The organism is Prevotella dentasini JCM 15908 (genome assembly GCF_000614065.1).
Classification (GTDB): Bacteria; Bacteroidota; Bacteroidia; order Bacteroidales; family Bacteroidaceae; genus Prevotella; species Prevotella dentasini.
Window position 1 is genome coordinate 1 of sequence record NZ_BAKG01000023.1, and the last position, 21,789, is coordinate 21,789.

Sequence of the window (21,789 nt, forward strand, 5' to 3'; positions counted from 1 at the left end):
GCTTGCCGTGCGCGGGAGGTTCAGGGCATGAATCCAGTTCTTTATGTGTCGTCAGTCTAAGGAGAGCCTTGCTAATTCCATCGTTATCCCGTATTTATATTGTGGAGAAAATAACGATGGATGAAAACTATTGATAATCAATGATATAAGGTATATAAAACGAAAGTGCCGCTTTCGGAAAGTCAAAGTGCCGTTTTCGTACTGCCAAAACGGCACTTTCGTTTTGTGGAAACGGCAGAAACGGTATGCCGGTGTCGTTTGGGTGCAGACAAGCGGTGATAACCGTCAAGATTCAACCGGCTTGTCTGCCCTGCTGTTTCGGACAGACACGCGGTCTGTCCCTACATAGCTATTTCCATATCATCTATACCGGGCAAACTTCGACGCCTGTTCTACCTGCTCACTCTGTCTTCTTGTCCGTCCGTTTGCGCTACCATCCCATCAGTTTTTGGAGGAAAGGGGTCAGCTCGTCTGCCATTCTCGTGTGCTGACGGTAGCTGGGATGATAACTGGCACCATAGCCGAGTTCGCCCGTCTGACGGGAGAAGCTGAAAGGATGTATGTCGTTGTCGCCCTGTTTGGCAAACTCCGACATCAGCGCAACGAGAACCGTCCATTGCAGGGCTTCCTCCTTCTCGTGCAGCATGGGGCCGCAGAGCATGACTATCTTGGCCGAAGGATAGTGGCTGCGGACGGTTTGAAGGAACTTGCGGTAGGCAGCCTTATAAAGATCCGCGTCGTAGTTGTGGGTGGAGAAGTCGTTTGTGCCGAGGTTGATGCAGACCACCTGTGGCGTCCAACGGCTGAAGTCCCAGTGCTCGGTGGAATCGCCGAAGACGGTGTTTCCGTATTCTGTCGCCATGACATCCTTGTTGCCCGTCTTCGGACCGTTGTAGTTGCGGTAGACACCGATACCGCTCCGCGCGACGGCCGTGTGGACAGCGTTGAGGCGGCGGCTCGTCTGGGCAGCGTAGGTCAGGTCGTGGTTCTCAGTCTCGTCCTCATACTTGTCCGTTCCTCTGGTGCTCTCGATGCCGTAGCCGCAGGTGATGGAGTTGCCGATGAATTCTATCCGGCGGTCGGGCAGTGGCTCGGGAGCGACGAGGCTGTGTCCGTCGTCAAGTACGAACCCGTGAAATTCGGCATGCCGCTTGGAACTCATCCCCTCGATGGCATAGACTATCCGGACGCTGTGAACCGTGTCGCGGAGTGCGGTGGCAAGGCTGACGACAGAGTCTCTCTCGGAGTTGAACGCCACCTTGAAGGGTTCGGCATGGTCTATCCTGCACACGAAATATCCGCTTTTGGGCTTGGCTATCATTTTCAGCGAGGTGCCCGTGAAACGCGAGCGAATCTCTACCCCGGGCCAGTTGAACATGGGCCGTTGGGGATTTCGGAAGCTGAGGCGTCCGATGTACTGGATGTTGGAATCGGCGGGTGAGACGACGAGGCCTCCGACGGGCAGCGTCGTGCTGCCGAACGCGGCAGCCGAGGCTGTCAGAAAAAGGATGAATAGTATCTTTTTCATTCTTGCTTGTCTGTTTCGGATTTCATGCTGCAAATGTAAGACTTTTTTCCGAGAAGGCGCGTATGTGTGGAAAGAAGTTGAACATTTGGCATCTCTTACGGGGTCTCGTGGCTGTATTGTACGCGTTCTGCCGGTGTGCCATTCTGGCAGAGTGTCTGCCAAACAAGACAAACCGTACAATCTTTGGCACACCATTTGCCTAATGGTAGGCAAGCAATGCTGTCCGGGGCTTGTGGCAACAGGCCGGGCAGACATTCACACGGAATTACGGAAATAATAATAAAAAAAAAGAATATACAATTATGGGAAAGATTATTGGAATTGACTTAGGAACAACAAACTCTTGTGTTTCTGTATTTGAAGGCAACGAGCCTGTTGTCATTGCGAATAGCGAAGGCAAGCGCACAACCCCGTCCATCGTAGGCTTCGTTGAGGGCGGAGAGCGCAAGGTGGGCGACCCTGCCAAGCGTCAGGCCATCACCAACCCGGAGAAGACCGTCTACTCCATCAAGCGTTTCATGGGCGAGAACTTCGCACAGAGCAGCAAGGAGGTTGAGCGCGTGCCGTTCAAGGTGGTAAACGAGGGCGGCTATCCGCGCGTGCAGATTGACGACCGCAAGTACACTCCGCAGGAAATCTCGGCTATGGTGCTTCAGAAGATGAAGAAGACAGCCGAGGACTATCTCGGTCAGGAGGTAACCGACGCTGTCATCACCGTTCCGGCCTACTTCTCCGACTCGCAGCGTCAGGCAACCAAGGAGGCAGGCAGATTGCAGGCCTCAACGTTCAGCGCATCGTGAACGAGCCGACGGCTGCCGCACTGGCTTACGGTGTGGACAAGGCCAATAAGGATATGAAGATTGCCGTGTTCGACCTCGGTGGCGGCACGTTCGACATTTCCATCCTCGAGTTCGGCGGCGGCGTGTTCGAGGTGCTGTCTACCAATGGCGACACTCACCTCGGCGGAGACGACTTCGACCAAGTTATCATCGACTGGCTTGCCAACGACTTCAAGGCTGCCGAGGGCATCGACCTGACCAAGGACCCAATGGCCATGCAGCGTCTGAAGGAGGCTGCCGAAAAGGCAAAGATTGAGCTTTCGAGTACAACGTCGACCGAAATCAACCTGCCGTACATCACGGCCGAGGGCGGTGTGCCCAAGCACTTGGTGAAGACACTGACCCGTGCTCAGTTCGAGCAGTTGGCACACGGACTCATTCAGGCTTGTCTCGTTCCTTGCCAAAACGCTATCCGTGATGCAAAACTGAGCACAAGCGACATCGACGAAGTAATCCTCGTGGGTGGTTCAAGCCGTATTCCGGCAGTTCAGACACTCGTGAAGAACTACTTCGGCAAAGAGCCTTCAAAGGGCGTGAACCCCGACGAAGTAGTGGCAGTAGGTGCAGCTATTCAGGGTGCTATCCTTAATAAGGAAAGCGGCGTAGGCGACATCGTATTGCTCGACGTTACTCCGCTGACACTCGGTATCGAGACAATGGGCGGAGTAATGACGAAGCTCATCGATGCCAACTCCACCATTCCTTGCAAGAAGAGCGAGGTGTTCTCAACAGCGGCCGACAATCAGACCGAAGTAACCATCCACGTGCTTCAGGGCGAGCGTCCGATGGCAGCGCAGAACAAGTCTATCGGTCAGTTCAACCTCACGGGCATCGCTCCGGCTCGCCGCGGCGTTCCACAGATTGAGGTAACGTTCGACATCGATGCCAACGGTATCCTCAACGTATCTGCCAAGGACAAGGCAACGGGCAAGGAGCAGAGCATCCGTATTGAGGCTTCAAACGGCTTGAGCGACGAGGAAATCAGCCGCATGAAGGCAGAGGCCGAGCAGAATGCGGCAGCCGACAAGGCAGAGCGCGAGAAGATTGACAAGCTCAATCAGGCCGACTCTATGATTTTCACTACCGAGAACTTCCTGAAGGACAACGGCGACAAGATTCCGGCCGACCAGAAGCCGGGCATCGAGTCAGCCCTCCAGCAGCTCAAAGACGCCCACAAGGCAGCCGACGTAGCCGCAATCGATACTGCCATCAACAACCTCAACACCGTGATGCAGGCAGCATCGCAGCAGATGTATCAGGGTGCAGGTCAAGCAGGTCCTCAGCCGGGCGCGGATGCAGGTCAGCAGGAGCAGCCAAAGCAGGACGACACTATTCAGGATGCAGACTTTGAGGAAGTGAAATAAAAATCAAGTGTAGCAAGAGGAGGTATTTGTATTCTCCTCTTGTTTTTTTATAGATTAGTTATGAAAAAACAAGATATATTGAAGGAAATAGTCTTAGACGAGTATGGAGAATGTGAACATTCTAAAATAACAAAAGAGCAACTTCGTTTAGAACCTCAGTTATTTAGTGAAGTAGAAAGGATGTATAAAGAACTGGGAGGAACGAACGTAGATGATTTTCCAATAAGGTATGGTAGTTGGGATATTTCTACACGAGATTTTATAATTGAATTGGATGAAGAAAACCATTTTAACAGGTATAGACTATTAACATTAAAATCTGATATTTACCAACAAATCAAAGGTTTTCCTATAAATGATTATCGCAAGTATTGTGAGAACTATGAGTCGTCTTGCGTAAAATTCGGAAAGTATTGGAAAACAGATTCAACAGAAAAACTTTTTATAAAAAGTGATATTAATGGTAAGCTTGATGGAAATGGTAGTTCAAGATGGAGACAACGTGCCTTTTACGATTATTTGAAAGATTTTACGGGAATAATCACAGGTATTCCAGTTATTCGTATTTCGATTTATCAAAACTTTGAAGGAATGTTAGTAAAGGATATTCTTAATAAAAAAGACAAGAAGGTAATATCAGATTTAGTACATAACTCCATTAATAAATGGTTGTAATTATTAGAGAAACCATAACAGCTAAACCTTATGACTCAAGAAGAATACAACCAACTTGACAGCGACTTCGCCCATTGCGCCGGAGCTAATTGTAAAGAGGCAGACCAATGCCTGCACCATACTGTTTACGGAATGTTGGGCGAAAACCACAACCCTACCTATATGGTTGTCAATTCTGCAATAACCACGGGATGGCAGCCCTGCCCACTCTTCATCCCCGACCGACACGAGCGTTATGCGTGGGGCATCTCGCACATATTCGACAACGTGCGTGCCGCAGACTTGCGCGCTGCCAAGCACGGAGTAATGGCGTGCTTCAGCTCTTCCACTTTCTATCATGTCAAGGAGCAGCTCCGCGCCATTACCGAAGAGGAGCAGCAGGCCGTCCGGCAAGTGTTTGCCGAATTGGGTTACGACAGCACGGCCATCGAGTTCGACCGCTACGAAGAATGTTATCCCTCGCTGATGCGGATAAAGCGATACAAATAATCCTCTCCCTCGCTGCCTAAGACCTCTTTCCCCTCTTCCCCAACAACTGCCTCAGTCGGTACGGAATAAGGAGTCTTTTATACACGTTTGTATAATCATTTATACAAACGTGTACAACCTATTATACAAACGTGTATAATATCATCCGTATCAGTATGCGATGACAGCACGGCAAGAGGCTTTGAGATGGCATGCCTATAAAGGCTACGAAATATTCATCGTACAGTTGAAGAAAGAACAAATACATATATAATTATGTCGAAAGCAAAGCTAAGAAAGAAGTTGGAGACCCTGCCAAAGGAGAATGTGATAAACTTGGTAATGAGCCTCTACGATGCAAGCAGAGAGGCAAAGACTTATCTGGAGTTTTATCTCACACCCGACAGCCACGCTGAAGTGGAGAAATACAAGAAGATAATACGAAACGAGTTCTTCCCCACCCGTGGCTTTTCGGAAAGGCCGTCGTTCGCCACCTGCCGGAAGGCCATCTCTGACTTCAGGAAACTGAAGCCTACACCCGAGTGCGTGGCCGACCTGATGCTCTATTACATAGAACAGGGATGCGAATATACGATGACCTTCGGCGATATGTGGGAACAATATTACATTACCTTGGAAAGGAATTTTGCCAAGGCAATGGAGTTCATCTTCCTTCAAGGATTGCTTGCCAGATACTATGAACGAATAGAGCGAATGCTCAATGCAACGGACTGCGGATGGGGATTCTCGGATGCCTTATGGGATATATACCATCAATACAGAGGCTCGTAGCCATTGGCTGAAGTCCAAGCGGAAAACACCTAACGGCCGATTGAAGAGAAAGGAGAAAAAGCCCCCTTCTTTTCGTTCGTCATACAAGAAAAAATCGTATATTTGCAAATATTCATATATAATGGAAAGTCCAGATAACAGAATAAAAGGGATTCTCACCAGAAAAGGCGGAAGGCAAACGTGGCTTGCCGAGAGACTTGGCGAGAGCTTTACGCCAGTGAACTCCTACGTTTGCTATCGCCGCCAGCCAAGTCTTGAGCTTCTGCTTCATCAGCATCTGCATTTAGCCTAATCTTATGGCTGAAGAGTTCTCTCAAACGGTATGTAGATTGGAGTCAGATTGCCAAAAACGGGTATCTGTCAGCAATGCGTAAGAGTGTTTCAGATAGCACACGCATCAAGGCTTTAGTGCTGCCAGCACTCACCATTAAGATTGAAGATTGAGAAATGTTCATGAAGGGCATTGACTAATCATATTATTATGAGCAAAATGATTAAACATCTTCTGAAGAAATATCATTACCCACCAGAGGAAGCAGCCAACGCATTAGAAACCGTTATCAAGCAGTGCGAACAATGGACGGTAAACAAAAGATTTATTCAACCCACACAGCCAAGATGTACGAAATCCATGAGGATGGAATACAGATGGCTGCAGAACCATAGTGAAATTTATCAAAGTTTTATAATCATATAAATAATTAGACAATGGATCATCTTTGGAATAAGTTAAAATCATACTTTAATGGATTACTTTTAAATAAATGGTTTTATATAATTATAGGGAGTGTGTTTATTTCCATTTCATTTATCTTTTTCAAATGGAATCACCCTATTCAAATATTTGATAATAAATATACCATAGATAATGAACTATTTGGAACATATGGAGACTTTGTTGGTGGAGTGTTAGGATCAATCTTTACTTTAGTGAGCATTTTACTTGTAATTAGGACTTTTAAGGAGCAACAAAAAGTTTCAAACCAAAATGAAGAACAATTGAAAATTCAACGTTTTAATGATCTATTCTTTGAGTTATTACGGTTATACCAATCTGAAGTAAGTGAACTTTGTGGACAAAAAGATTTTGTTGATTATAATACTCTCAGACGGGAAGAAGAGAAATTTACACAGGAGGAAATTAAATACAATGATAAAGATTTTTTTGATATGGAAAGGGAGCAAATCCAAATAAAATATAGGAATAGAAAAAGTTATGAAGCAAATCGGAAAGCTGCAGTAAGTTATTATATGCTGTTTTATATTGAAAACTCTACAAAGATGGGGGCATATTTTAGAACATTGTACCGTATTTATGATTTAATAGACAAATCTGATTTGCAAGAGACTTCTAAGAAAAATTATTTAAAGATTATGCGAGCCCAGCTAACTGACAGTGAATTGTTTTTTATACGATATAATGCTATGACTTATTATGGAGGTAATTTTATTAACTACATAAATAAATATCATATTTTGAAACACTTACCAGCTTTTGAGCTATTAGAGTTCAAAGACTGGTGGAGTTCTTTGGACAATATAGAACGAATGGGTATCAATATTGTGTATGATAACATAAATCGATTAATTCGTATGGAATTTCTCGGGAAGTCAAATAGTAAGGAACGGCTAAAGAGTTATCTCAAAACAAAAAGTAAATATACAATTCAAATCAATATATTACAAGAGTGTGATGTAAACTTAATATTACAAATAAATAGGCAAGAACCGAATAAATGCATGGAATATCGCGCACTAGACAAATATGACAACAAAAGAATTCAACAACTTTTAGATTGTTTTATCAAAGAGATTTTCATATATTCTAACTTTGAAAAATATAATAACTTGGATGAAATAGAAACTTATTCTTCTCCAATTAAAATTATAGATAATATAACATATATTAATAGTGGAATTAAAAATAAGTTTCAGAAGAAATTGCTTCTTAATAGGACAGCATAATTTAACTGATTAAAGAATGGGGACAAAATCCAAGATTGTTTTAATCAATACTACTCAAATTGAGGAAACATTTTTGTACCATACAAGTATAAGGTATTGATAATCAATATATGATATATATTCGAGGAGGAAGTAGTAACGCCTGATAATCTATTCAAAACAATTGATTAAGTGGAGCTGCTACACATTGTATGTGATAGCCATGCTATACCCCAGTTCGAGATAAGAAATTTCGAACTGGGGTGTAGCATGAAGGTGCTCTCCATGAGACTTGAAATTGCGTTGTCCTGATGTTTTCAGAAGGCAAGTGAACAGACAGGAAAAAGTTCGCGAACTTTTTGCAAAATACTCGCGAGCTTTTCAGAGGCTGTTTGGGAGCTTTTCGGTAAAGGGCTTAGGTTGTTTCAAAGAAAGGTTCAGGGGATTTCCGGAGGAGGATTTGAAGATAACCCAAAAAGCTCCTAAACTTTTGAGAGATTAGTTACGGGCTGAGACCTCTGCAAAAGTCCTTTTGTAGAAGACTTTGAAATATATAACTTATTGATAATCAATCATAATATTTTTGAGCACGTGGAGTTTTGCAGAGGCTTCTGGCCGTTTTTTTTCTGCACAAGTGGGGGCTGTGCCTTGGCTCAGCTGTTCTTTCGGTAACTGATGACCGCCCAACCATCCATGACCAAGGCAAAGGCAAGGAGGGCGCAGACCTCCCGGGCAATGCTTCCGAAGGTTCCGCCACGCACGAATACGGTGCGGATGGCGTCGATGAAGTAGTGTATGGGATTGATGTACGTAGTGGCGTATGCCCACGACGGCATGGAGCGGACTGGGGTGTAAAGTCCGCTCATCAGAATCATGACCATCACGATGAACCATATTACGAAGACTGCCTGCTGCATGGTGTGGTTGTGGTTGGAGATGACGAGTCCCAGACCGCTGAACACGAAGGCGAGGAGGAGCGAGAGGAGGTATATCAGGCCGAGACTGCTACGGACGTGATACCGTAGACGGCCCATGAAAGAAGGAGGCAGAGGGTTATGACGACGAGGCTAATCGTCCAGTAAGGAATGAGCTTGGCGAGAATGAACGTCCATTTGCTCACGGGGGTAACGTTGATGGCTTCTATCGTTCCGCTCTCCTTCTCGCCTACGATGTTCAGGGTGGGGAGGAAGCCGCACAGCACCATCAGCAGGATGGCGAAAAGGGAAGGTATCATGAAGGTCTTGTAGTCGAGATGCTTGTTGTAGAGGTACAGGACGGATACCTTGCCGGCAAGCTCCGCCAGTTCGGGCGAGGTCTGGCGGACAATGATGTTCGACATATAGGCACTGCCCATGAGCCCTTTCGTCCCGTTGACAGCATTGGCAGCAACGAGTATCTGCGGATTGCCGCCCTTGCTGCGGTCGTGTCCGAACCGTGGCGGAATGACAACCACGATGTCTGCTTTTGTCTGTTCCACGTCTTTGAGGGCCTCGGAATAGTTGTCCTTCAGCCCGTTGAAGACAAAGTAGCGGCTCGCCTCTATCCTCTGCGTCAGCTGCTGCGACAAGGGCGAACGGTCGTTGTCTACCACGTCTACACGGACGTTCTTTATCTCCATGTTCATTACCCACGGTATGATGCACATGATGATGACCGGGTAGGCGACTATCATCTTAGGCAGAAAACGATTGCGCCATATCTGAAGAAACTCTTTGTAGAGAAGGTATTTCAGGGACATATCCTATTGATTTGATAGTGTTTATACCGAAAAACTGAAGGGGTGCCGTTTCGCTACAGCCTTTTCCTGAACCTTGCCATCGTAAGTCCGAGGAACAAGATTGCCATGCCCGACAGCACAAGCAGCTCCTGTAGCACTTCGCCAATGCCCGTCCCCATTATCATCAGCTTACGCATGGCGGCGATATAGTACCGCGGAGGCATGGCAGCCGAAACGTATTGCAGGACGACGGGCATGCTCTCGATGGGAAACATCATTCCGCTCAGCATCAGGCAGGGCAGAAGAAGCATCATGGCAGACATCAGCAGGGCGACGAGCTGGGTCTGGGCGACGGTAGAGATAAACAGTCCGAGGGCAAGGGACAGCAGGATATAGACGGCCGAAAGGACAATCGTCAAAAGCCAGCTGCCTGCAAGGGGAACGTTGAGGACGAAGCGCGAGAGCAGGAGAATGGTCAACAGAATGACGAAAGCTAACAGCAGGTAGGGCACAGCCTTGGCAACGATGACTACGAAAGGGCGTGCCGGACTGACGAGCAGCATCTCCATCGTGCCCCGTTCCTTCTCGCGGGCAATGCTGACCGAGGTCATCATGGCGCAGATGAGAATGAGCAGCAGCCCCATGATGCCCGGAACGAACTGGTAGGCACTCTTCATCTGCGGATTGTAGAGCAGCTTCACGGCAACCGATGTCGCAGGAATCTGTCCCGCCCCTGCTTTGGCAAGGTTCTCCGCCAGATGCTGCTGTACGATTTGCGTAACGTAGTTAGCATACTGCTGTCCCATGTTCGGGTCGGTGCCGTCGGTGATAATCTGCATGCCTCCGAGCTTTCGGGCAAAATCCTGTGGGAAGACGAGCGCAATGTCAGCCTCTTGCCGTCTTATCATTTCTTCCGCCTCGGCAGGCGTATGTGCCGTACGGAGTATGTCGAAGTATTCGCTTGCGCCTATGGCATCGGCCATCCGCTGTGTCTGAACGTCCATAGCCGAGGTAACGACAACGGTACGCACATTCCTTATATCGGTAGAAATGGCAAAGCCGAAGAGCAGCATCAGCACTACGGGCATGCCGAAGAGTATGAGCATGGTACGCTTGTCGCGGAAGATGTGGCGGCTCTCCTTGCGGACGAAAATCCCCGTCCGCCATCCCCTCCGCCTTTCTTTCTCCGCGTGAGGAGAACCGGCAGGCACGGCCGTCGTACCCTTATCTCCGGCCGAGCCGGCCTTTTCGGTATCGGCAACGGTCGTGGCTGCATGGCTTTCACGCGTAGCCTGCCTTGCCAGATGGGTAAACACATGATCCATGTCGGGCTGGCCGAACTCGTCTTTGAGCTGCTGCGGCGTGCCCATTGCCTTTATCCTGCCGTCAACCATGATGCTGATGCGGTCGCAATACTCCGCCTCGTCCATATAGTGGGTGGTTACAAAGACTGTGATACCGCGTCGGGCGGCATCGTAGATGAGTTCCCAGAACTGCCGCCGGGTTGCCGGGTCTACACCGCCCGTAGGTTCGTCGAGGAAGACGACGCCGGGTTCGTGGAAGATGCTGACCGAGAAGGCGAGCTTCTGCTTCCATCCCAAGGGCAGCGAGGCTACAATGTCGTCCTTGTGGCCGGAAAAGCTGAGGCGGTCGAGCAGCTCGTCCGTCTTGCGGGCAATGTCGCTGTCTTTCATTCCGTAGATACCTGCAAAGAGCCGGATGTTCTCCTTTACGGTCAAGTCCTCATAGAGGGCGAACCGCTGACTCATGTATCCGATGTGCCGTTTTATCTGCTCGTATTCGGTCGAAACGTCGTAGCCGCCTACCGTGGCACGCCCGCCTGTGGGCTGATGGAGTCCCGTCAGAATGTGCATGGCCGTGGTCTTGCCGGCTCCGTTCGCCCCGAGGAAACCGAAAATCTCGCCACGCCTGACGGTGAACGAGATGTCGTCTACTGCCCGGAACGTTCCGAACGCCTTGACAAGATGCTCCACCACGATAATGTCGTCGCCCGTCTCCGTGGTTGGGCTCTTCGCAATGGCAGGCGGAGAAAACACACTGGCAAAGCTGCCGAGCACCTCTTCGGGACTTCCCACGCCCTGCACCCTGCCTTGCTGCAGGAAGGCGACACGGTCGCACTGCCTTATCTCGTCAAGATAGGGCGTAGCCACCACAATGGTGATGCCACGTTGGCGAAGCCGTTGCAGCATTTCCCAAAACTCCTTGCGGCTCACGGGGTCTACGCCCGTGGTAGGTTCGTCGAGCAGAAGTATCTCCGGTTGGTGCACGAGGGCACAGCTGAGGGCGAGCTTCTGCTTCATTCCGCCCGAGAGCGCACCTGCCCTGCGTGCCCGGAAAGGCTCAATCTGCGAGTAGATGGGGGCTATCAGGTCGTAGCCTTCGCTGACGGAGGTTCCGAAAAGTCGCGCGAAGAAGTCCAAGTTCTCTTCTACGGTGAGGTCCTGATAGAGCGAGAACCGCCCCGGCATATAGCCGATGCACTGCCGTATCTGCTCCATCTCTCCGAGCGTATCGTGTCCCGACAGCGTTGCCGTGCCCCCGTCCGGCAGCAGGAGGGTAGCCATGATTCGGAAGAGGGTGGTCTTTCCTGCCCCGTCAGGACCGATAAGGCCGAACAGCTCGCCCTCGCCGACCGACAGGGAAACATCGTGCAGGGCTTCCGCCTTGCCGTAGTGCTTGGATATGTGCGATAGTCTTATCATGCCGAACAGCTCGTTCTATTTTTCTGCCGGTGCCGTACCGGCCAGTCCGCTCACCTCTCCGTACATCCCAATCTTCAGGTACCCGTCATTTGCTACGGCTATCTTGACGGCGTAGACAAGGTCGGCACGCTCGTCGTCGGTCAGGATGGTCTTGGGCGTAAACTCGCTCTTGCTGCTTATCCACGCTATCCGGCCCCTGTATTCCTTCCGCTCGCCATTGCCATAGTCGGCATATACCTTTACCGACTGCCCGACACGGACGTTCCGAAGCTGCCCGGACGTGATGTAGGCACGCAGTACCATCCGGCCCGTATCGGCTACCTTGAAGAGTGGCTTGCCCATTGTTGCAAGCTCGCCCTGCTCCATATATTTTTCGAGAACAACACCCGTGATGGGCGACGATATGACGGTGTTCGAGAGTTGGTCGTCCAGTTGCGCCTGCTGCACGCCGATGTTGGCATCCTGAGCCGACACGCCTGCCATCTGGGCATCCACGCCCGACATCTGCGCCCCGATGCTCCGGCTCTGCGCCTCCAGACTTTGATTGGTGCTGCGGAGCTGCTCCTGCGCGGCGGTGAGCTGTCTTTGCAATACACCTATCTGATAGTCGATGTCGTCTACCTGCTTTCTCGTGGCAGCACCGTCGGCAAGCAGCTCCGCAAACCGCTGCCGCTCGCGCTGCAGGTTGGCTATCTGCTGGTTGAGAGAAGCCATCTGCGTGCCGAGGTCGAGGGCCTTGCTGTCGGTTGCCTCGCGGTTGGCGATCATCTGCCGTTTGCTTGCCGACAACTGCTGCCGGTTATATTCCAACTGCCGTTTCGCCGTGTTCAGCTGCTCTTTCTTCAGCCGCAGCTGCGTGGCATCGATGCTCCCGAGCCGTTCTCCGGCTTTCACGGTCTGCCCCTCGGCGACATTGAGCGATTCAATCTTTCCCGACGACTCGGCGGAAACGGTAACTTCTGTCGCCTCAAAGGTGCCTGTGGCATCGTAGGCAGCGTTGTCTGAAGCACAGCCTGCCATGCCAAGGACGGCAAGGGACAGGATGCTGAATGTTATTCTTTTCATATTGTCAGCGGTCTCTCCCTCCGCTGCTCCTCGAAACGGGAGGAAATTGACGGCGGAGAGGGATGTTTTGTTGGTTTATAATCTCTTTATTTCTGTCTGAAACGGACAGATGGCAATGTCGGACAGCCTCATCCGGCAGCCCCGGTGTCTCCGTTTCTTATCATTGTCCCATCGTGTACTTCCTGTCGTAGAGTGATTTCAGAAGCTGCACCTCGTGGGTAGAGCGGGCTGTCCTCGCCCCGTTCTCCTTGTTGATTTCCTGCAAGAGCGAGGTCGTCTCTATGATGCCATGTCGCAGTTTCGACTCGTAGGAGCGGCGGACCTTCCCCCTCAGTTCGATGATGGCATCGTCGGCATCGAGCAGCTGCCTGTAGCGCGCCGTTTCTTCCTCCTCGGCCAGCTGTTCGATGCGGTTGTTGAGGAGAAACGTCTCGCGCTCGTTCTCTGCGCTGGCCCGTTGCAGCTGCAAGCGTGCCTTGTCGGTCTTGCGCGTGTATAGGCCCGAAATGTTCCATGATATGCGGATGCCCACCATCCCGTTGAGGCTCGGCCGATGGCGCAGCATGTCGCCATACATGTTGTAACCGGGATAGCCATAGTAGCCGCTGGCAAAGATGTTCACCCGTGGAAGCAGCCCCGACTGCAACGCCTTTTCCTCTGCATCTGTCAGAAGCAGCCGTGCATCTGCCAGCCGCAGCTCGGGGCGGTTGCAGCCCGTGGTCTCCGGCTCTATCATTGGCGGACGGACGACCGCCTCTACCGCCGTTCCCGTGAGGATGGCAAGCTGCCGCAGGAGCTGTTGGCGTTGCGATTTCAGTTCCGTTGCCGCCTGTTCGGCCGTCAGCCGTTCGGCCTTCAGCGCATGATAGTCGCACTCCATGGCTACGCCTCCCTTGAGCATGGACTCCACCTGCCGCTCGTTGGCACGGAGAAGTTCGCACCGGTCGGTGTTCAGCCGCAAGAGTTCGTCTGTCAGCAACACCCCGAAATAGAGTTCGTTCACCCGTTTCCGAACGGCATAGAGGCTGACCTCGTTCTGTGCCGTTGCCACGTCGCCCTGCCTCCGGGCTATCTCCCTGCTACGTGCGATGCTCCCTCCGTCGTAGAGGGTCTGACTCACGTCTACGCCTACCTTGTACTGACCGCGATTCAGCCCCTCCATGGTCAGTCCGCCCTGCCTCATCGTGGCCGTCAGGGCATCGGGCAGCTCCACCACCTTGTCCTGTACCGTTGCCTGTGCGTAGGCGTTCACCTGTGGCAGCCATGCCGTACCAATGTCCGCGAGGGCGACGGCAGTAGTACGGGCAATGAGACCATACCGTCTGGTAAGCGGATAATGGTCTGCCGCCTGTTGCTGACATGCGTCGAGCGTCAGCGTCTGTGCCGCTGCCATCATGGGCAGTCCGGCTGTCAGCCACAAGAGCTTGCTCCTTAGATGCTTTATTGTCATATTGCTGTTTTGTATTTATTACATTCTATATAAGCGTGGGTCTGCATACGGGCAGACTCTCGTCGTTTCCGGCAGACGGGACATCGCTATGCTGCAAAGATAGACAGAAGAGGTCATAAAGGCGTTATCCTTTCCAAGGCAATTATGTTCTTTTTGTAAGATTATCTCTTCTGAATGGCGATTTTATGGGTTAAATTACTATATTTGCATCGGTTTGAAGAATAAGACGACATGAACAAACGCCTTGAATCGCTCACAATAGAACGGATGAGCGAATTGTTGGGCACCTCCGACGGGCTTTCCGACAACATCTTCCTAAGCAAGGACATTTCCGTCCTCACCAATGTGGAGGCCATTGCCGTGCGGCTGGTGCAGACGGGACAGCCCTTCCGTCTGCCCGACTTCCGTTGCGGCTTTGTCCGCTCGGGCAGCGTCCGCGCACGTATCAACCTTCTGGAGCATACCGTCAGGCAGGGCTGCATCGGCTTTCTCACCCCCGGCACCATCATTCAGCCCATAGAGGTGTCGCCCGACTTCCACCTCTGCGGCATGGCCATATCGCCCGAGATGCTCCATCTCGCCCTGAGAGGCTCGCTGCCGTCTATTTTCAACGGCAGCAGAATGGACGGCAGGGTGATGGTAGAGGCCGACGACCTTAACCAGATAGCCCAGCTGCTGCAACTCGTCAGGAAGAACCTCAACTCGCAGGACGACCGGCGGCAGGTCGTCCTCCATCTGACGGCTGCCTATCTCCACCTTTTCGACCGCCTCTTCGCTGCCGAATCGGACGCCCGGCAGCAGTCTCCGAGCAATGGACGGCGCATCTTCGACCGCTTCATCTACCTTGTCAACAACCACTGCAAGCAGGAACACCAGATGAAGTTCTATGCCGACAGCCTCTGCCTGACCGAGCGTTACCTCGGCACGGTGGTGCGGCAGGTAAGCGGAGTTACGGCAAAGGAGTGGATAGACCGTGCCATCGTCGCCTCTGCCAAAGTGCTGCTGAAGCACGACACGCTCTCGACTGTGCAGATAGCCGACGAGCTGAATTTCCCGAACGTCAGCTTCTTCTGCAAGTTCTTCAAGCGGCTGACGGGCTGCACCCCCTTGGAGTACAGGCGGCAGTAAAGGGGAGAAATGTAAAATAAATTCGTCCGCCTGTTCCACACTGCCCGATTCGCACGACGAAAGTGCCGTTTCCGCCTTGCGAAAGGGACAGTATAGCAGAATGAGAACGGCACTTTCGCCACGCCGTCCGGCCACTCTCGGCGCTTCGCTTTTATCTTTCTGAATATCAAAGGCTTATATTTTGCATAGCTTTCACGTCCGATTCTTTTCCCTGTAAAAACTTTTCCGTTTCCCTGTAGCTTCTTTTCCACCGTCTGACTTCGCAACGGGAGGCATCGCTTTCAGACAAACAGCGGTCTCCATCCAAACAAACTGCACAAGAAAGGGCAAGACTTTGGTTTCCCTGTGCAGCATGCCGGAACGGTCGGAAACAAGGGAAACAGACTGCAAAACACTATTAAAAAAACTTTCAGGAAGCCTTTCTGTCCAAGGAATATTTGTACCTTTGGGCAACATAATCATAGTTGCCGACAATGAACCATATACAACTCAACCAACAGAAAGTATCGACTATCGTACTCGGACTGATGCGCATAGCCGACCAGACTGCCGACGAAACCAAGGCTCTGCTGGATGCTGCCCTCGCGGAAGGCATCAACATGATAGACCTTGCCGATATCTACGGCGACGGGCGGTGCGAGGAGAATATCGGAAAGCTCTTTGCCGCATGTCCGGGACTGCGCGACCAGTTCTTCGTCCAGTCGAAATGCGGCATCAACATCAAGGGAACGGCCTTCGACGGAAGCCGCTTCACCTACTTCGACTTCTCGAAAGAACATATCCTCGCCTCCGTCGACGACATTCTCCGACGGCTCCACACCGACCATATCGATTCTCTCCTCCTGCACCGCCCCGACGTGCTGATGGAGCCGGACGAGATAGCCGAAGCCTTCGCCCTGCTGCACAGACAAGGCAAGGTGGGCTGCTTCGGGGTCAGCAATCAGAATCCCACGCAGATGGAGATGCTCAGAAAGTCTGTCGGCTTCCCGTTGACCGCCAACCAGCTACAGCTGAGCTGTGCCTTCACGCCGATGATTGATGCCGGGCTGAACGTCAACATGGAGAATAGGGCAAGCATCGTCCACGAGGGCGGCGTGTGGGAATATTGCCGCCTGCACGACATTGCCATACAGGCATGGTCGGTATTGCAGCACGGATACTTCCAAGGCGTCTTCCTCAACTCGGAGAAATATCCCCGGCTGAACGACACCCTCATCGCCATGGCAGGCAGGAAGAGCGGGGAGTACGGCCACAAGGTGAGTCCGACGGCAGTGGCAATGGCGTGGATTCTGCGCCTGCCGCACCGCATGCAGGCCGTAATCGGAACCACGCGCCCGTCCCGTCTGCACGAGGCAGCGGTGGGTGCGGACATCGTGCTGACCAGACAGGAGTGGTACGAGATTTATACCGCAGCAGGCAACCGGCTTCCCTAAACGACGGGAAAGTCTCCTGTCATATACAGAATACAATAACCCCAACTATCGGAAATGAAGAAACTAAGCACTTTGGCAGTGATGGCAGTGATGGCTCTGCAGCTCAATGCCCAGACGACAACAACTCTGCCTGCCCCCGACAAAAGTCTGAAAATGACGCTGATGGAGGCCCTCGCCGGCCGGAAGTCCAACCGCGAGTATGCGCAGGAGCCTGTCAGCGACGTCCATTTGGCTACGCTGCTCTGGGCGGCAACGGGCGTGAATCGGCCAGACAGCAAGAAACTGACCGCCCCCTCGGCCATCAACGCGCAGGATATACGCGTCTACGTGTGCCGGCAGGACGGTGCCTATCTCTACAACCCATCCGGCAATACGCTGGAGAAGGTCAGCAGTCAGGACCTCCGCACGGCCTTGGCAGGCAGACAGACGGCAGTAGCCACTGCACCGATGTTCCTCCTGCTCGTCTCCGACCAAGAGAAGTTCGGCGAAAATGCCGGTGAGCATACGCAACTGATGGGAGCTGTCGATGCCGGATATATCTCGCAGAACATCTATCTTGCCTGCACTGCACTCGGACTGCACACCGTGCGCGTGCAACGATGGAGCAGGAACCGCTGAAGGCAGCCCTCGGCCTGACCGACAGGCAGATTCTGCTCATCAACCATCCCGTAGGACATTAGCCCCACGGCCCGTCTCTCCCTGCCGGGGAGAGGTGGGAATGAGCTTCGGGACGGTGCCCGACAGGGAAGAATGGGTACGGAAAGGACCTGCACGGGGTCCCTTTTATACCCGATTGCGTCCTTTCGCGGATATTTCTGTACCGCGGAGGATGCTGTTTCGGGTATTTTTTGTAATTTTACACGAGTTTTATAACAGAATAATATGAGTAACAACTTATTGTCAGGTAAAAGAGGCATCGTCTTTGGTGCCCTTAACGAGAAGTCCATTGCTTGGAAAGTAGCAGAGCGGGCTGTTGAAGAAGGAGCACGAATCACGCTTTCCAACACTCCCGTTGCCGTCAGAATGGGTACGGTCAACGACCTTTCCGAGAAACTGAATTGCGAGGTTATTCCTGCCGACGCTACCAATGTAGAAGACTTGGAGAACGTTTTCCGCCGTTCGATGGAGATACTGGGCGGCAAGATAGACTTTGTTCTCCACGCCATCGGCATGTCGCCGAACGTCCGCAAGCGTCGCACGTACGACGACCTCGACTACAAGATGCTCGATACGACTCTCGATATATCGGCCGTCTCGTTCCATAAGATGATTCAGAGTGCGAAGAAGCTCGATGCCATCAGCGAGTATGGCTCTATCGTGGCCCTCTCCTACGTTGCCGCACAGCGCACCTTCTACGGCTACAACGACATGGCCGATGCAAAGGCACTGCTCGAAAGCATTGCGCGCAGCTTCGGATACATCTACGGGCGCGAGAAGCACGTACGCATCAACACCATCTCCCAGTCGCCGACCATGACCACGGCAGGCTCAGGAGTGAAGGGAATGGACAAGCTCTACGACTTTGCCAACCGCATGTCGCCCCTCGGCAATGCCAACGCAGAGGAGTGTGCGGACTACTGCGTCGTCATGTTCTCAGACCTGACCCGCAAGGTAACCATGCAGAATCTCTTCCACGACGGCGGCTTCTCGAACGTCGGGATGAGCCTCCGCGCGATGGCCACCTACGAGAGGGGGCTTGACGAGTACAAGGACGAGAACGGAAACATCATCTACGGATAGGTACGGCATCTCAAGGAAAGACAAATACGCGGCAGGGCGGCACTCTTCCAGAGTGTCGCCCTGCTGACAATTATAGTAATCTAAACAAATTGTGGTTTGCCGACCTGCGAAAGACGGAGCCATTGGCCGGGGCGGAACGCGTTGCTGCTATTCTGCGTCCTCCGCATCGCGCATGTCCTTATCCTTTGCCTCCAGCCAACGTTGGATGAAGAACGAGGCGAACATGCCGATCCCCATGCCCACTGCAAGGATAATCCAGAAGCCCAGATCGCCCTTGGGATTTCTGCCGGTGACAAACAGGGGAGTCATGATGTAGCCGAGGCCCAACCCCAAGAGCATACAGCCTGCCGTCAGCGTGTTGTACCGCTTGTTGTTATTCTCCTCTTTGGTCATCGGCGTTGCCACGAGAATTTGGGCCGTTTCGGCATCAAGATGATTCTCGACGATGGATTTCTTCAGCTCTGTCTCCTTCTTCCGCTTGATGATTTCGCGGACTGTCCACGCGATGATGGCAACGATAGGAATACTCAAGGTGAAGATGACAGCTGCCATCTGTACTAAATAAAAATTGTTGTGCATATTCTTTTATGTTTTAATTGATTGCCTGATGTTTTTGTAGTTCTATCATCCGTCCCTCCGCCTTACAGCTGCCCGTCGGCAAAGAGGCGGAAGGTTTTTCCCGCTACGCCCAAGACGAAGATTCCTGCCAGAAGCATCATGACCGCAGACAGGCTGCCCGTGCCCTGTATGATGTGTATGCGGTAGTAGGTATAGAGCACTATCGCCACGGCTATGGGCAGCCCGAATGAGAGGGCGGCTATCCGCAGCCAACGCCTGACGACGGATTCGCGCTTCCGGGTCTTGACCGTCCGCATGACGCTATGGTTGATTTCCTCTATCATCTTCTCGCGCTGCAATGCCTCCCCAATGAGCGCGTCAAGTTCTTGTTCATTCATCTCTTTCATCTTGTAGCTCCTTTCTTAACCGTTCCCTGATGCGGTGCAGCCGCACCAGTACGTTGCTTGTTGTCATTCCCAGACTCTGCGCTATCTCGTCCGTCTTCCGTCCTTCGTAGTAGTGTTGGCGGACGATGCTCTGGTCTTGTTCCGGCAGGGCGCGGACGGCGGTCTCCATGGCTTGCAGGAGACGTTCGCGCCCGTCGGAGTATTCGTTTTCCGAAGCAGCCCCACGGGCGGTCTCTATCGGCTCTGCCCGTTGTCTCCGCTCCTTGTCGAGGGCGTTGAGGGCGAGGTGCATCGCAATGGCGTTGAGCCATGCCCCCATCGTCGTTCCGCGCCAGTCGCCGAGTCGTTCGTAGGCACGGACAAACGCCTGCTGGGTAATCTCCCGTGCCAGCTCCCTGCGCTTGACTACGCCGAAGACCTTGGAGAAAATCATCCCCGAGTAGCGTCCGACCAGTTCACTGAAACACTTGGTGTCGCCCCGTCGCAGTATCCGTTCTACGAGTTCCTTGTCTTCCATTTTGGATTGTTTCTGTAGATAAGACCGAATAAGGCGCATTTTATTACACGCCGGGGCGACTTTTTTTCACGGAGAAGCTGAAAAGCGTCCGTTTCGGATATGGTATATAAGGGTTTATATGTGGCCGGCAAGATGAGGATAGGGGTTGCCGTTATCTTGTTTACACGTAAATAATAATGTCGGATACCGTTCCCGGTATAACGGGGATGGGTTGCGGCAAAGGCAGATACATTGTAACCCTTGCTGGCTGTGCCCTGCCCTGTCTCGCATCTCTGCCTTATCGGCATGACGAAAACGGCACTTTCGACTCGTTGAAACAGCGGAATGGCGATGCAGCTGCCGGGGTATAGGAAGAGAAAAGAAAACGGAACGCGAAGCGCAAGCAGCCTGCAGGGACAGGCCCTGTGACTGTCCGAAGCACGAGGAGCAGACAGACACGCGGTCTGTCCCTACATATCAATTGGCATCAGTGGCAAATCCCCGTCGGAGACATGCTTCCTCCATGCTACCGCATCTCCCGGAACCGCCTCTATGGGCACAGATGCGCAAAGGAAAATGTAAACATCTGATAATAAGTTGTATTAGATGCGTAAAACGAAAGCGGCACTTCGGCATGGCGAAAGTGCCACTTTCACAATGCGAAAGGGGCTTGTTCGTCTGGCGAAACCGGCCCAAAGAAATGTCTGTTTACAATGCGTTGTCTTCCAACGAGTTACCTTCCATACTGAAAGCAGGGCGTCATGGCAGGGCGAGGCACGGCCTGTAAACTATTTTTCTGCCTGCGGACTGTCTCCGGGGCTTACGGGATGACGCCAAGGAATAAAGTTTGTAAAATTCTGCCCTTGTCTTACTCGTTTTACCCGAAAAACATTATTTTTGCAACGACAAGCCGAAAAGGGAAACCTTTCGGACGATACACGTCAATCTATATAACCCGACAATGACAATGAAAGTAAAGAACATCCTCCCCTTCCTCCTGCTCCCGGGCATGGCACTCGGCCTGACGGGCTGCAAGGAAAACTACTCCAATGGCGAGAAAGTGGGCAACCTGATAGAGTTTACCCGGAAAGGCGTATGGTGGGACTCGTGGGAAGGCCGCCTGAACATGACGCAGACAGGCATGAACACGAGCGGCGAACCGTTCTCATTCTCGTTCGACAACGACCGCTCCGACCAAGACTCGCTTATCCGGCTCATGAAGCAGGCGCAGGTAGAGGGCTGGAAACTGAAGATACGCTACCACGAGACATGGGGCCTCAAGAACCTGTGGATGAACCGCGGAGAGACCGACTATTTCGTAGACGACGTTACCGTGCTCGACAAGGACTTTGCCAATTCGCTGAAGCGGTCGGGCATGGATGGTCGGAAGGGTAAGGTGGTCGATACGGTCTACGTCGTCATCGACAAGAGCCAGCTGCACCGATAGCAGGACTTCCGCCTC

17 protein-coding genes and 5 pseudogenes are annotated in these 21,789 nt (G+C 51.9%); 13 read left to right on the forward strand and 9 right to left on the reverse strand.

Annotation, left to right across the window (positions count from 1 at the left end):
* Window positions 1-430 precede the first annotated feature (430 nt).
* Window positions 431-1,528 (reverse strand): SGNH/GDSL hydrolase family protein, encoded by a 1,098-nt coding sequence (locus tag JCM15908_RS10415; RefSeq protein ID WP_025003273.1) that lies wholly within the window; start codon window positions 1,526-1,528, stop codon window positions 431-433.
* A 302-nt stretch (window positions 1,529-1,830) separates the two neighbouring features.
* Here JCM15908_RS10415 and dnaK point away from each other — a divergent pair.
* The 8 genes and pseudogenes from dnaK (at window position 1,831) to JCM15908_RS10445 (ending at window position 7,631) form a co-directional block, all read left to right on the forward strand.
* Window positions 1,831-3,731, forward strand: a pseudogene (gene dnaK, locus JCM15908_RS13760) (molecular chaperone DnaK).
* Between the two features lie 60 nt (window positions 3,732-3,791).
* Window positions 3,792-4,406: a DUF7255 family protein gene (locus JCM15908_RS10425; protein WP_025003274.1), complete on the forward strand. Its 615-nt coding sequence runs from the start codon at window positions 3,792-3,794 to the stop codon at window positions 4,404-4,406.
* A gap of 30 nt (window positions 4,407-4,436) precedes the next feature.
* A complete protein-coding gene (locus JCM15908_RS10430; protein ID WP_025003275.1) occupies window positions 4,437-4,895 on the forward strand; it encodes a DUF6078 family protein in 459 nt (152 codons plus the stop codon).
* 255 nt (window positions 4,896-5,150) lie between these two features.
* The gene (locus tag JCM15908_RS10435) at window positions 5,151-5,666 is read left to right on the forward strand and encodes a DUF6155 family protein (RefSeq protein WP_025003276.1); all 516 of its coding nucleotides are present in this window, start codon (window positions 5,151-5,153) and stop codon (window positions 5,664-5,666) included.
* A gap of 121 nt (window positions 5,667-5,787) precedes the next feature.
* Window positions 5,788-5,958 (forward strand): transcriptional regulator, encoded by a 171-nt coding sequence (locus JCM15908_RS15275; protein WP_084607866.1) that lies wholly within the window; start codon window positions 5,788-5,790, stop codon window positions 5,956-5,958.
* Window positions 5,955-6,110 (forward strand): annotated as a pseudogene (locus JCM15908_RS15280) (cell filamentation protein Fic); the annotation flags it as partial. The gene JCM15908_RS15275 and the pseudogene JCM15908_RS15280, both read left to right, overlap by 4 nt.
* Window positions 6,111-6,147: 37 nt before the next feature.
* Window positions 6,148-6,332: pseudogene (locus tag JCM15908_RS14460) on the forward strand (type I restriction enzyme endonuclease domain-containing protein); the annotation flags it as partial.
* Window positions 6,333-6,374: 42 nt separating this feature from the next.
* Window positions 6,375-7,631 (forward strand): putative phage abortive infection protein, encoded by a 1,257-nt coding sequence (locus tag JCM15908_RS10445; RefSeq protein ID WP_025003277.1) that lies wholly within the window; start codon window positions 6,375-6,377, stop codon window positions 7,629-7,631.
* A 632-nt stretch (window positions 7,632-8,263) separates the two neighbouring features.
* On the opposite strand, the pseudogene JCM15908_RS13765 reads toward JCM15908_RS10445, so the two are convergent.
* The 5 genes and pseudogenes from JCM15908_RS13765 to JCM15908_RS10470 form a co-directional block, all read right to left on the reverse strand.
* Window positions 8,264-9,348, reverse strand: a pseudogene (locus tag JCM15908_RS13765) (ABC transporter permease).
* A gap of 53 nt (window positions 9,349-9,401) precedes the next feature.
* Window positions 9,402-10,538 (reverse strand): ABC transporter permease, encoded by a 1,137-nt coding sequence (locus JCM15908_RS15285; RefSeq protein ID WP_262498850.1) that lies wholly within the window; start codon window positions 10,536-10,538, stop codon window positions 9,402-9,404.
* A 66-nt stretch (window positions 10,539-10,604) separates the two neighbouring features.
* Window positions 10,605-12,050: pseudogene (locus JCM15908_RS14920) on the reverse strand (ATP-binding cassette domain-containing protein); the annotation flags it as partial.
* 15 nt (window positions 12,051-12,065) lie between these two features.
* Window positions 12,066-13,115, reverse strand: a complete 1,050-nt coding sequence (locus tag JCM15908_RS10465; RefSeq protein ID WP_025003279.1) for an HlyD family secretion protein — start codon at window positions 13,113-13,115, stop codon at window positions 12,066-12,068.
* A gap of 160 nt (window positions 13,116-13,275) precedes the next feature.
* Complete coding sequence (locus tag JCM15908_RS10470) at window positions 13,276-14,565, reverse strand: TolC family protein (protein WP_025003280.1); 1,290 nt, start codon at window positions 14,563-14,565, stop codon at window positions 13,276-13,278.
* A gap of 231 nt (window positions 14,566-14,796) precedes the next feature.
* Here JCM15908_RS10470 and JCM15908_RS10475 point away from each other — a divergent pair, with 231 nt between their 5' ends.
* The 4 genes from JCM15908_RS10475 to JCM15908_RS10495 all read left to right on the forward strand — a co-directional run bounded on the left by JCM15908_RS10475 (window position 14,797) and on the right by JCM15908_RS10495 (window position 18,866).
* Window positions 14,797-15,693 (forward strand): helix-turn-helix domain-containing protein, encoded by an 897-nt coding sequence (locus tag JCM15908_RS10475; RefSeq protein WP_025003281.1) that lies wholly within the window; start codon window positions 14,797-14,799, stop codon window positions 15,691-15,693.
* Between the two features lie 473 nt (window positions 15,694-16,166).
* The gene (locus tag JCM15908_RS10485) at window positions 16,167-17,126 is read left to right on the forward strand and encodes an aldo/keto reductase (RefSeq protein ID WP_025003282.1); all 960 of its coding nucleotides are present in this window, start codon (window positions 16,167-16,169) and stop codon (window positions 17,124-17,126) included.
* 54 nt (window positions 17,127-17,180) lie between these two features.
* Entirely contained in the window at window positions 17,181-17,744 is a 564-nt protein-coding gene (locus tag JCM15908_RS13775; RefSeq protein ID WP_084607869.1) for a SagB/ThcOx family dehydrogenase, read from the forward strand.
* 264 nt (window positions 17,745-18,008) lie between these two features.
* On the forward strand, window positions 18,009-18,866 hold the full coding sequence (locus tag JCM15908_RS10495) for an enoyl-ACP reductase FabI (RefSeq protein WP_025003283.1): 858 nt from the start codon (window positions 18,009-18,011) through the stop codon (window positions 18,864-18,866).
* 147 nt (window positions 18,867-19,013) lie between these two features.
* On the opposite strand, the gene JCM15908_RS10500 is transcribed toward JCM15908_RS10495, so the two are convergent.
* From JCM15908_RS10500 to JCM15908_RS10510, 3 genes are all read right to left on the reverse strand, one after another.
* Window positions 19,014-19,445, reverse strand: coding sequence for a DUF6249 domain-containing protein (locus JCM15908_RS10500; protein ID WP_025003284.1), 432 nt, complete (start codon window positions 19,443-19,445; stop codon window positions 19,014-19,016).
* A gap of 62 nt (window positions 19,446-19,507) precedes the next feature.
* Entirely contained in the window at window positions 19,508-19,822 is a 315-nt protein-coding gene (locus JCM15908_RS14200; protein ID WP_148295574.1) for a hypothetical protein, read from the reverse strand.
* Window positions 19,815-20,348: an RNA polymerase sigma factor gene (locus JCM15908_RS10510; protein ID WP_025003286.1), complete on the reverse strand. Its 534-nt coding sequence runs from the start codon at window positions 20,346-20,348 to the stop codon at window positions 19,815-19,817. Before JCM15908_RS10510 ends, JCM15908_RS14200 begins: the two co-directional genes overlap by 8 nt.
* Before the next feature lie 946 nt (window positions 20,349-21,294).
* On the opposite strand from JCM15908_RS10510, the gene JCM15908_RS10515 reads away from it, so the two are divergent.
* Window positions 21,295-21,774, forward strand: coding sequence for a hypothetical protein (locus tag JCM15908_RS10515; RefSeq protein WP_025003287.1), 480 nt, complete (start codon window positions 21,295-21,297; stop codon window positions 21,772-21,774).
* Window positions 21,775-21,789: the final 15 nt, after the last annotated feature.

Excerpts from the sequence above, each read along its gene's own strand:
- JCM15908_RS10415 (WP_025003273.1), bottom strand. The coding sequence starts at position 1,528 with ATGAAAAAGATACTATTCATCCTTTTTCTGACAGCCTCGGCTGCCGCG.
- JCM15908_RS10425 (WP_025003274.1), top strand. The coding sequence starts at position 3,792 with ATGAAAAAACAAGATATATTGAAGGAAATAGTCTTAGACGAGTATGGA.
- JCM15908_RS10430 (WP_025003275.1), top strand. The coding sequence starts at position 4,437 with ATGACTCAAGAAGAATACAACCAACTTGACAGCGACTTCGCCCATTGC.
- JCM15908_RS10435 (WP_025003276.1), top strand. The coding sequence starts at position 5,151 with ATGTCGAAAGCAAAGCTAAGAAAGAAGTTGGAGACCCTGCCAAAGGAG.
- JCM15908_RS15275 (WP_084607866.1), top strand. The coding sequence starts at position 5,788 with ATGGAAAGTCCAGATAACAGAATAAAAGGGATTCTCACCAGAAAAGGC.
- JCM15908_RS10445 (WP_025003277.1), top strand. The coding sequence starts at position 6,375 with ATGGATCATCTTTGGAATAAGTTAAAATCATACTTTAATGGATTACTT.
- JCM15908_RS10465 (WP_025003279.1), bottom strand. The coding sequence starts at position 13,115 with ATGAAAAGAATAACATTCAGCATCCTGTCCCTTGCCGTCCTTGGCATG.
- JCM15908_RS10470 (WP_025003280.1), bottom strand. The coding sequence starts at position 14,565 with ATGACAATAAAGCATCTAAGGAGCAAGCTCTTGTGGCTGACAGCCGGA.
- JCM15908_RS10475 (WP_025003281.1), top strand. The coding sequence starts at position 14,797 with ATGAACAAACGCCTTGAATCGCTCACAATAGAACGGATGAGCGAATTG.
- JCM15908_RS10485 (WP_025003282.1), top strand. The coding sequence starts at position 16,167 with ATGAACCATATACAACTCAACCAACAGAAAGTATCGACTATCGTACTC.
- JCM15908_RS13775 (WP_084607869.1), top strand. The coding sequence starts at position 17,181 with ATGAAGAAACTAAGCACTTTGGCAGTGATGGCAGTGATGGCTCTGCAG.
- JCM15908_RS10495 (WP_025003283.1), top strand. The coding sequence starts at position 18,009 with ATGAGTAACAACTTATTGTCAGGTAAAAGAGGCATCGTCTTTGGTGCC.
- JCM15908_RS10500 (WP_025003284.1), bottom strand. The coding sequence starts at position 19,445 with ATGCACAACAATTTTTATTTAGTACAGATGGCAGCTGTCATCTTCACC.
- JCM15908_RS14200 (WP_148295574.1), bottom strand. The coding sequence starts at position 19,822 with ATGAATGAACAAGAACTTGACGCGCTCATTGGGGAGGCATTGCAGCGC.
- JCM15908_RS10510 (WP_025003286.1), bottom strand. The coding sequence starts at position 20,348 with ATGGAAGACAAGGAACTCGTAGAACGGATACTGCGACGGGGCGACACC.
- JCM15908_RS10515 (WP_025003287.1), top strand. The coding sequence starts at position 21,295 with ATGAAAGTAAAGAACATCCTCCCCTTCCTCCTGCTCCCGGGCATGGCA.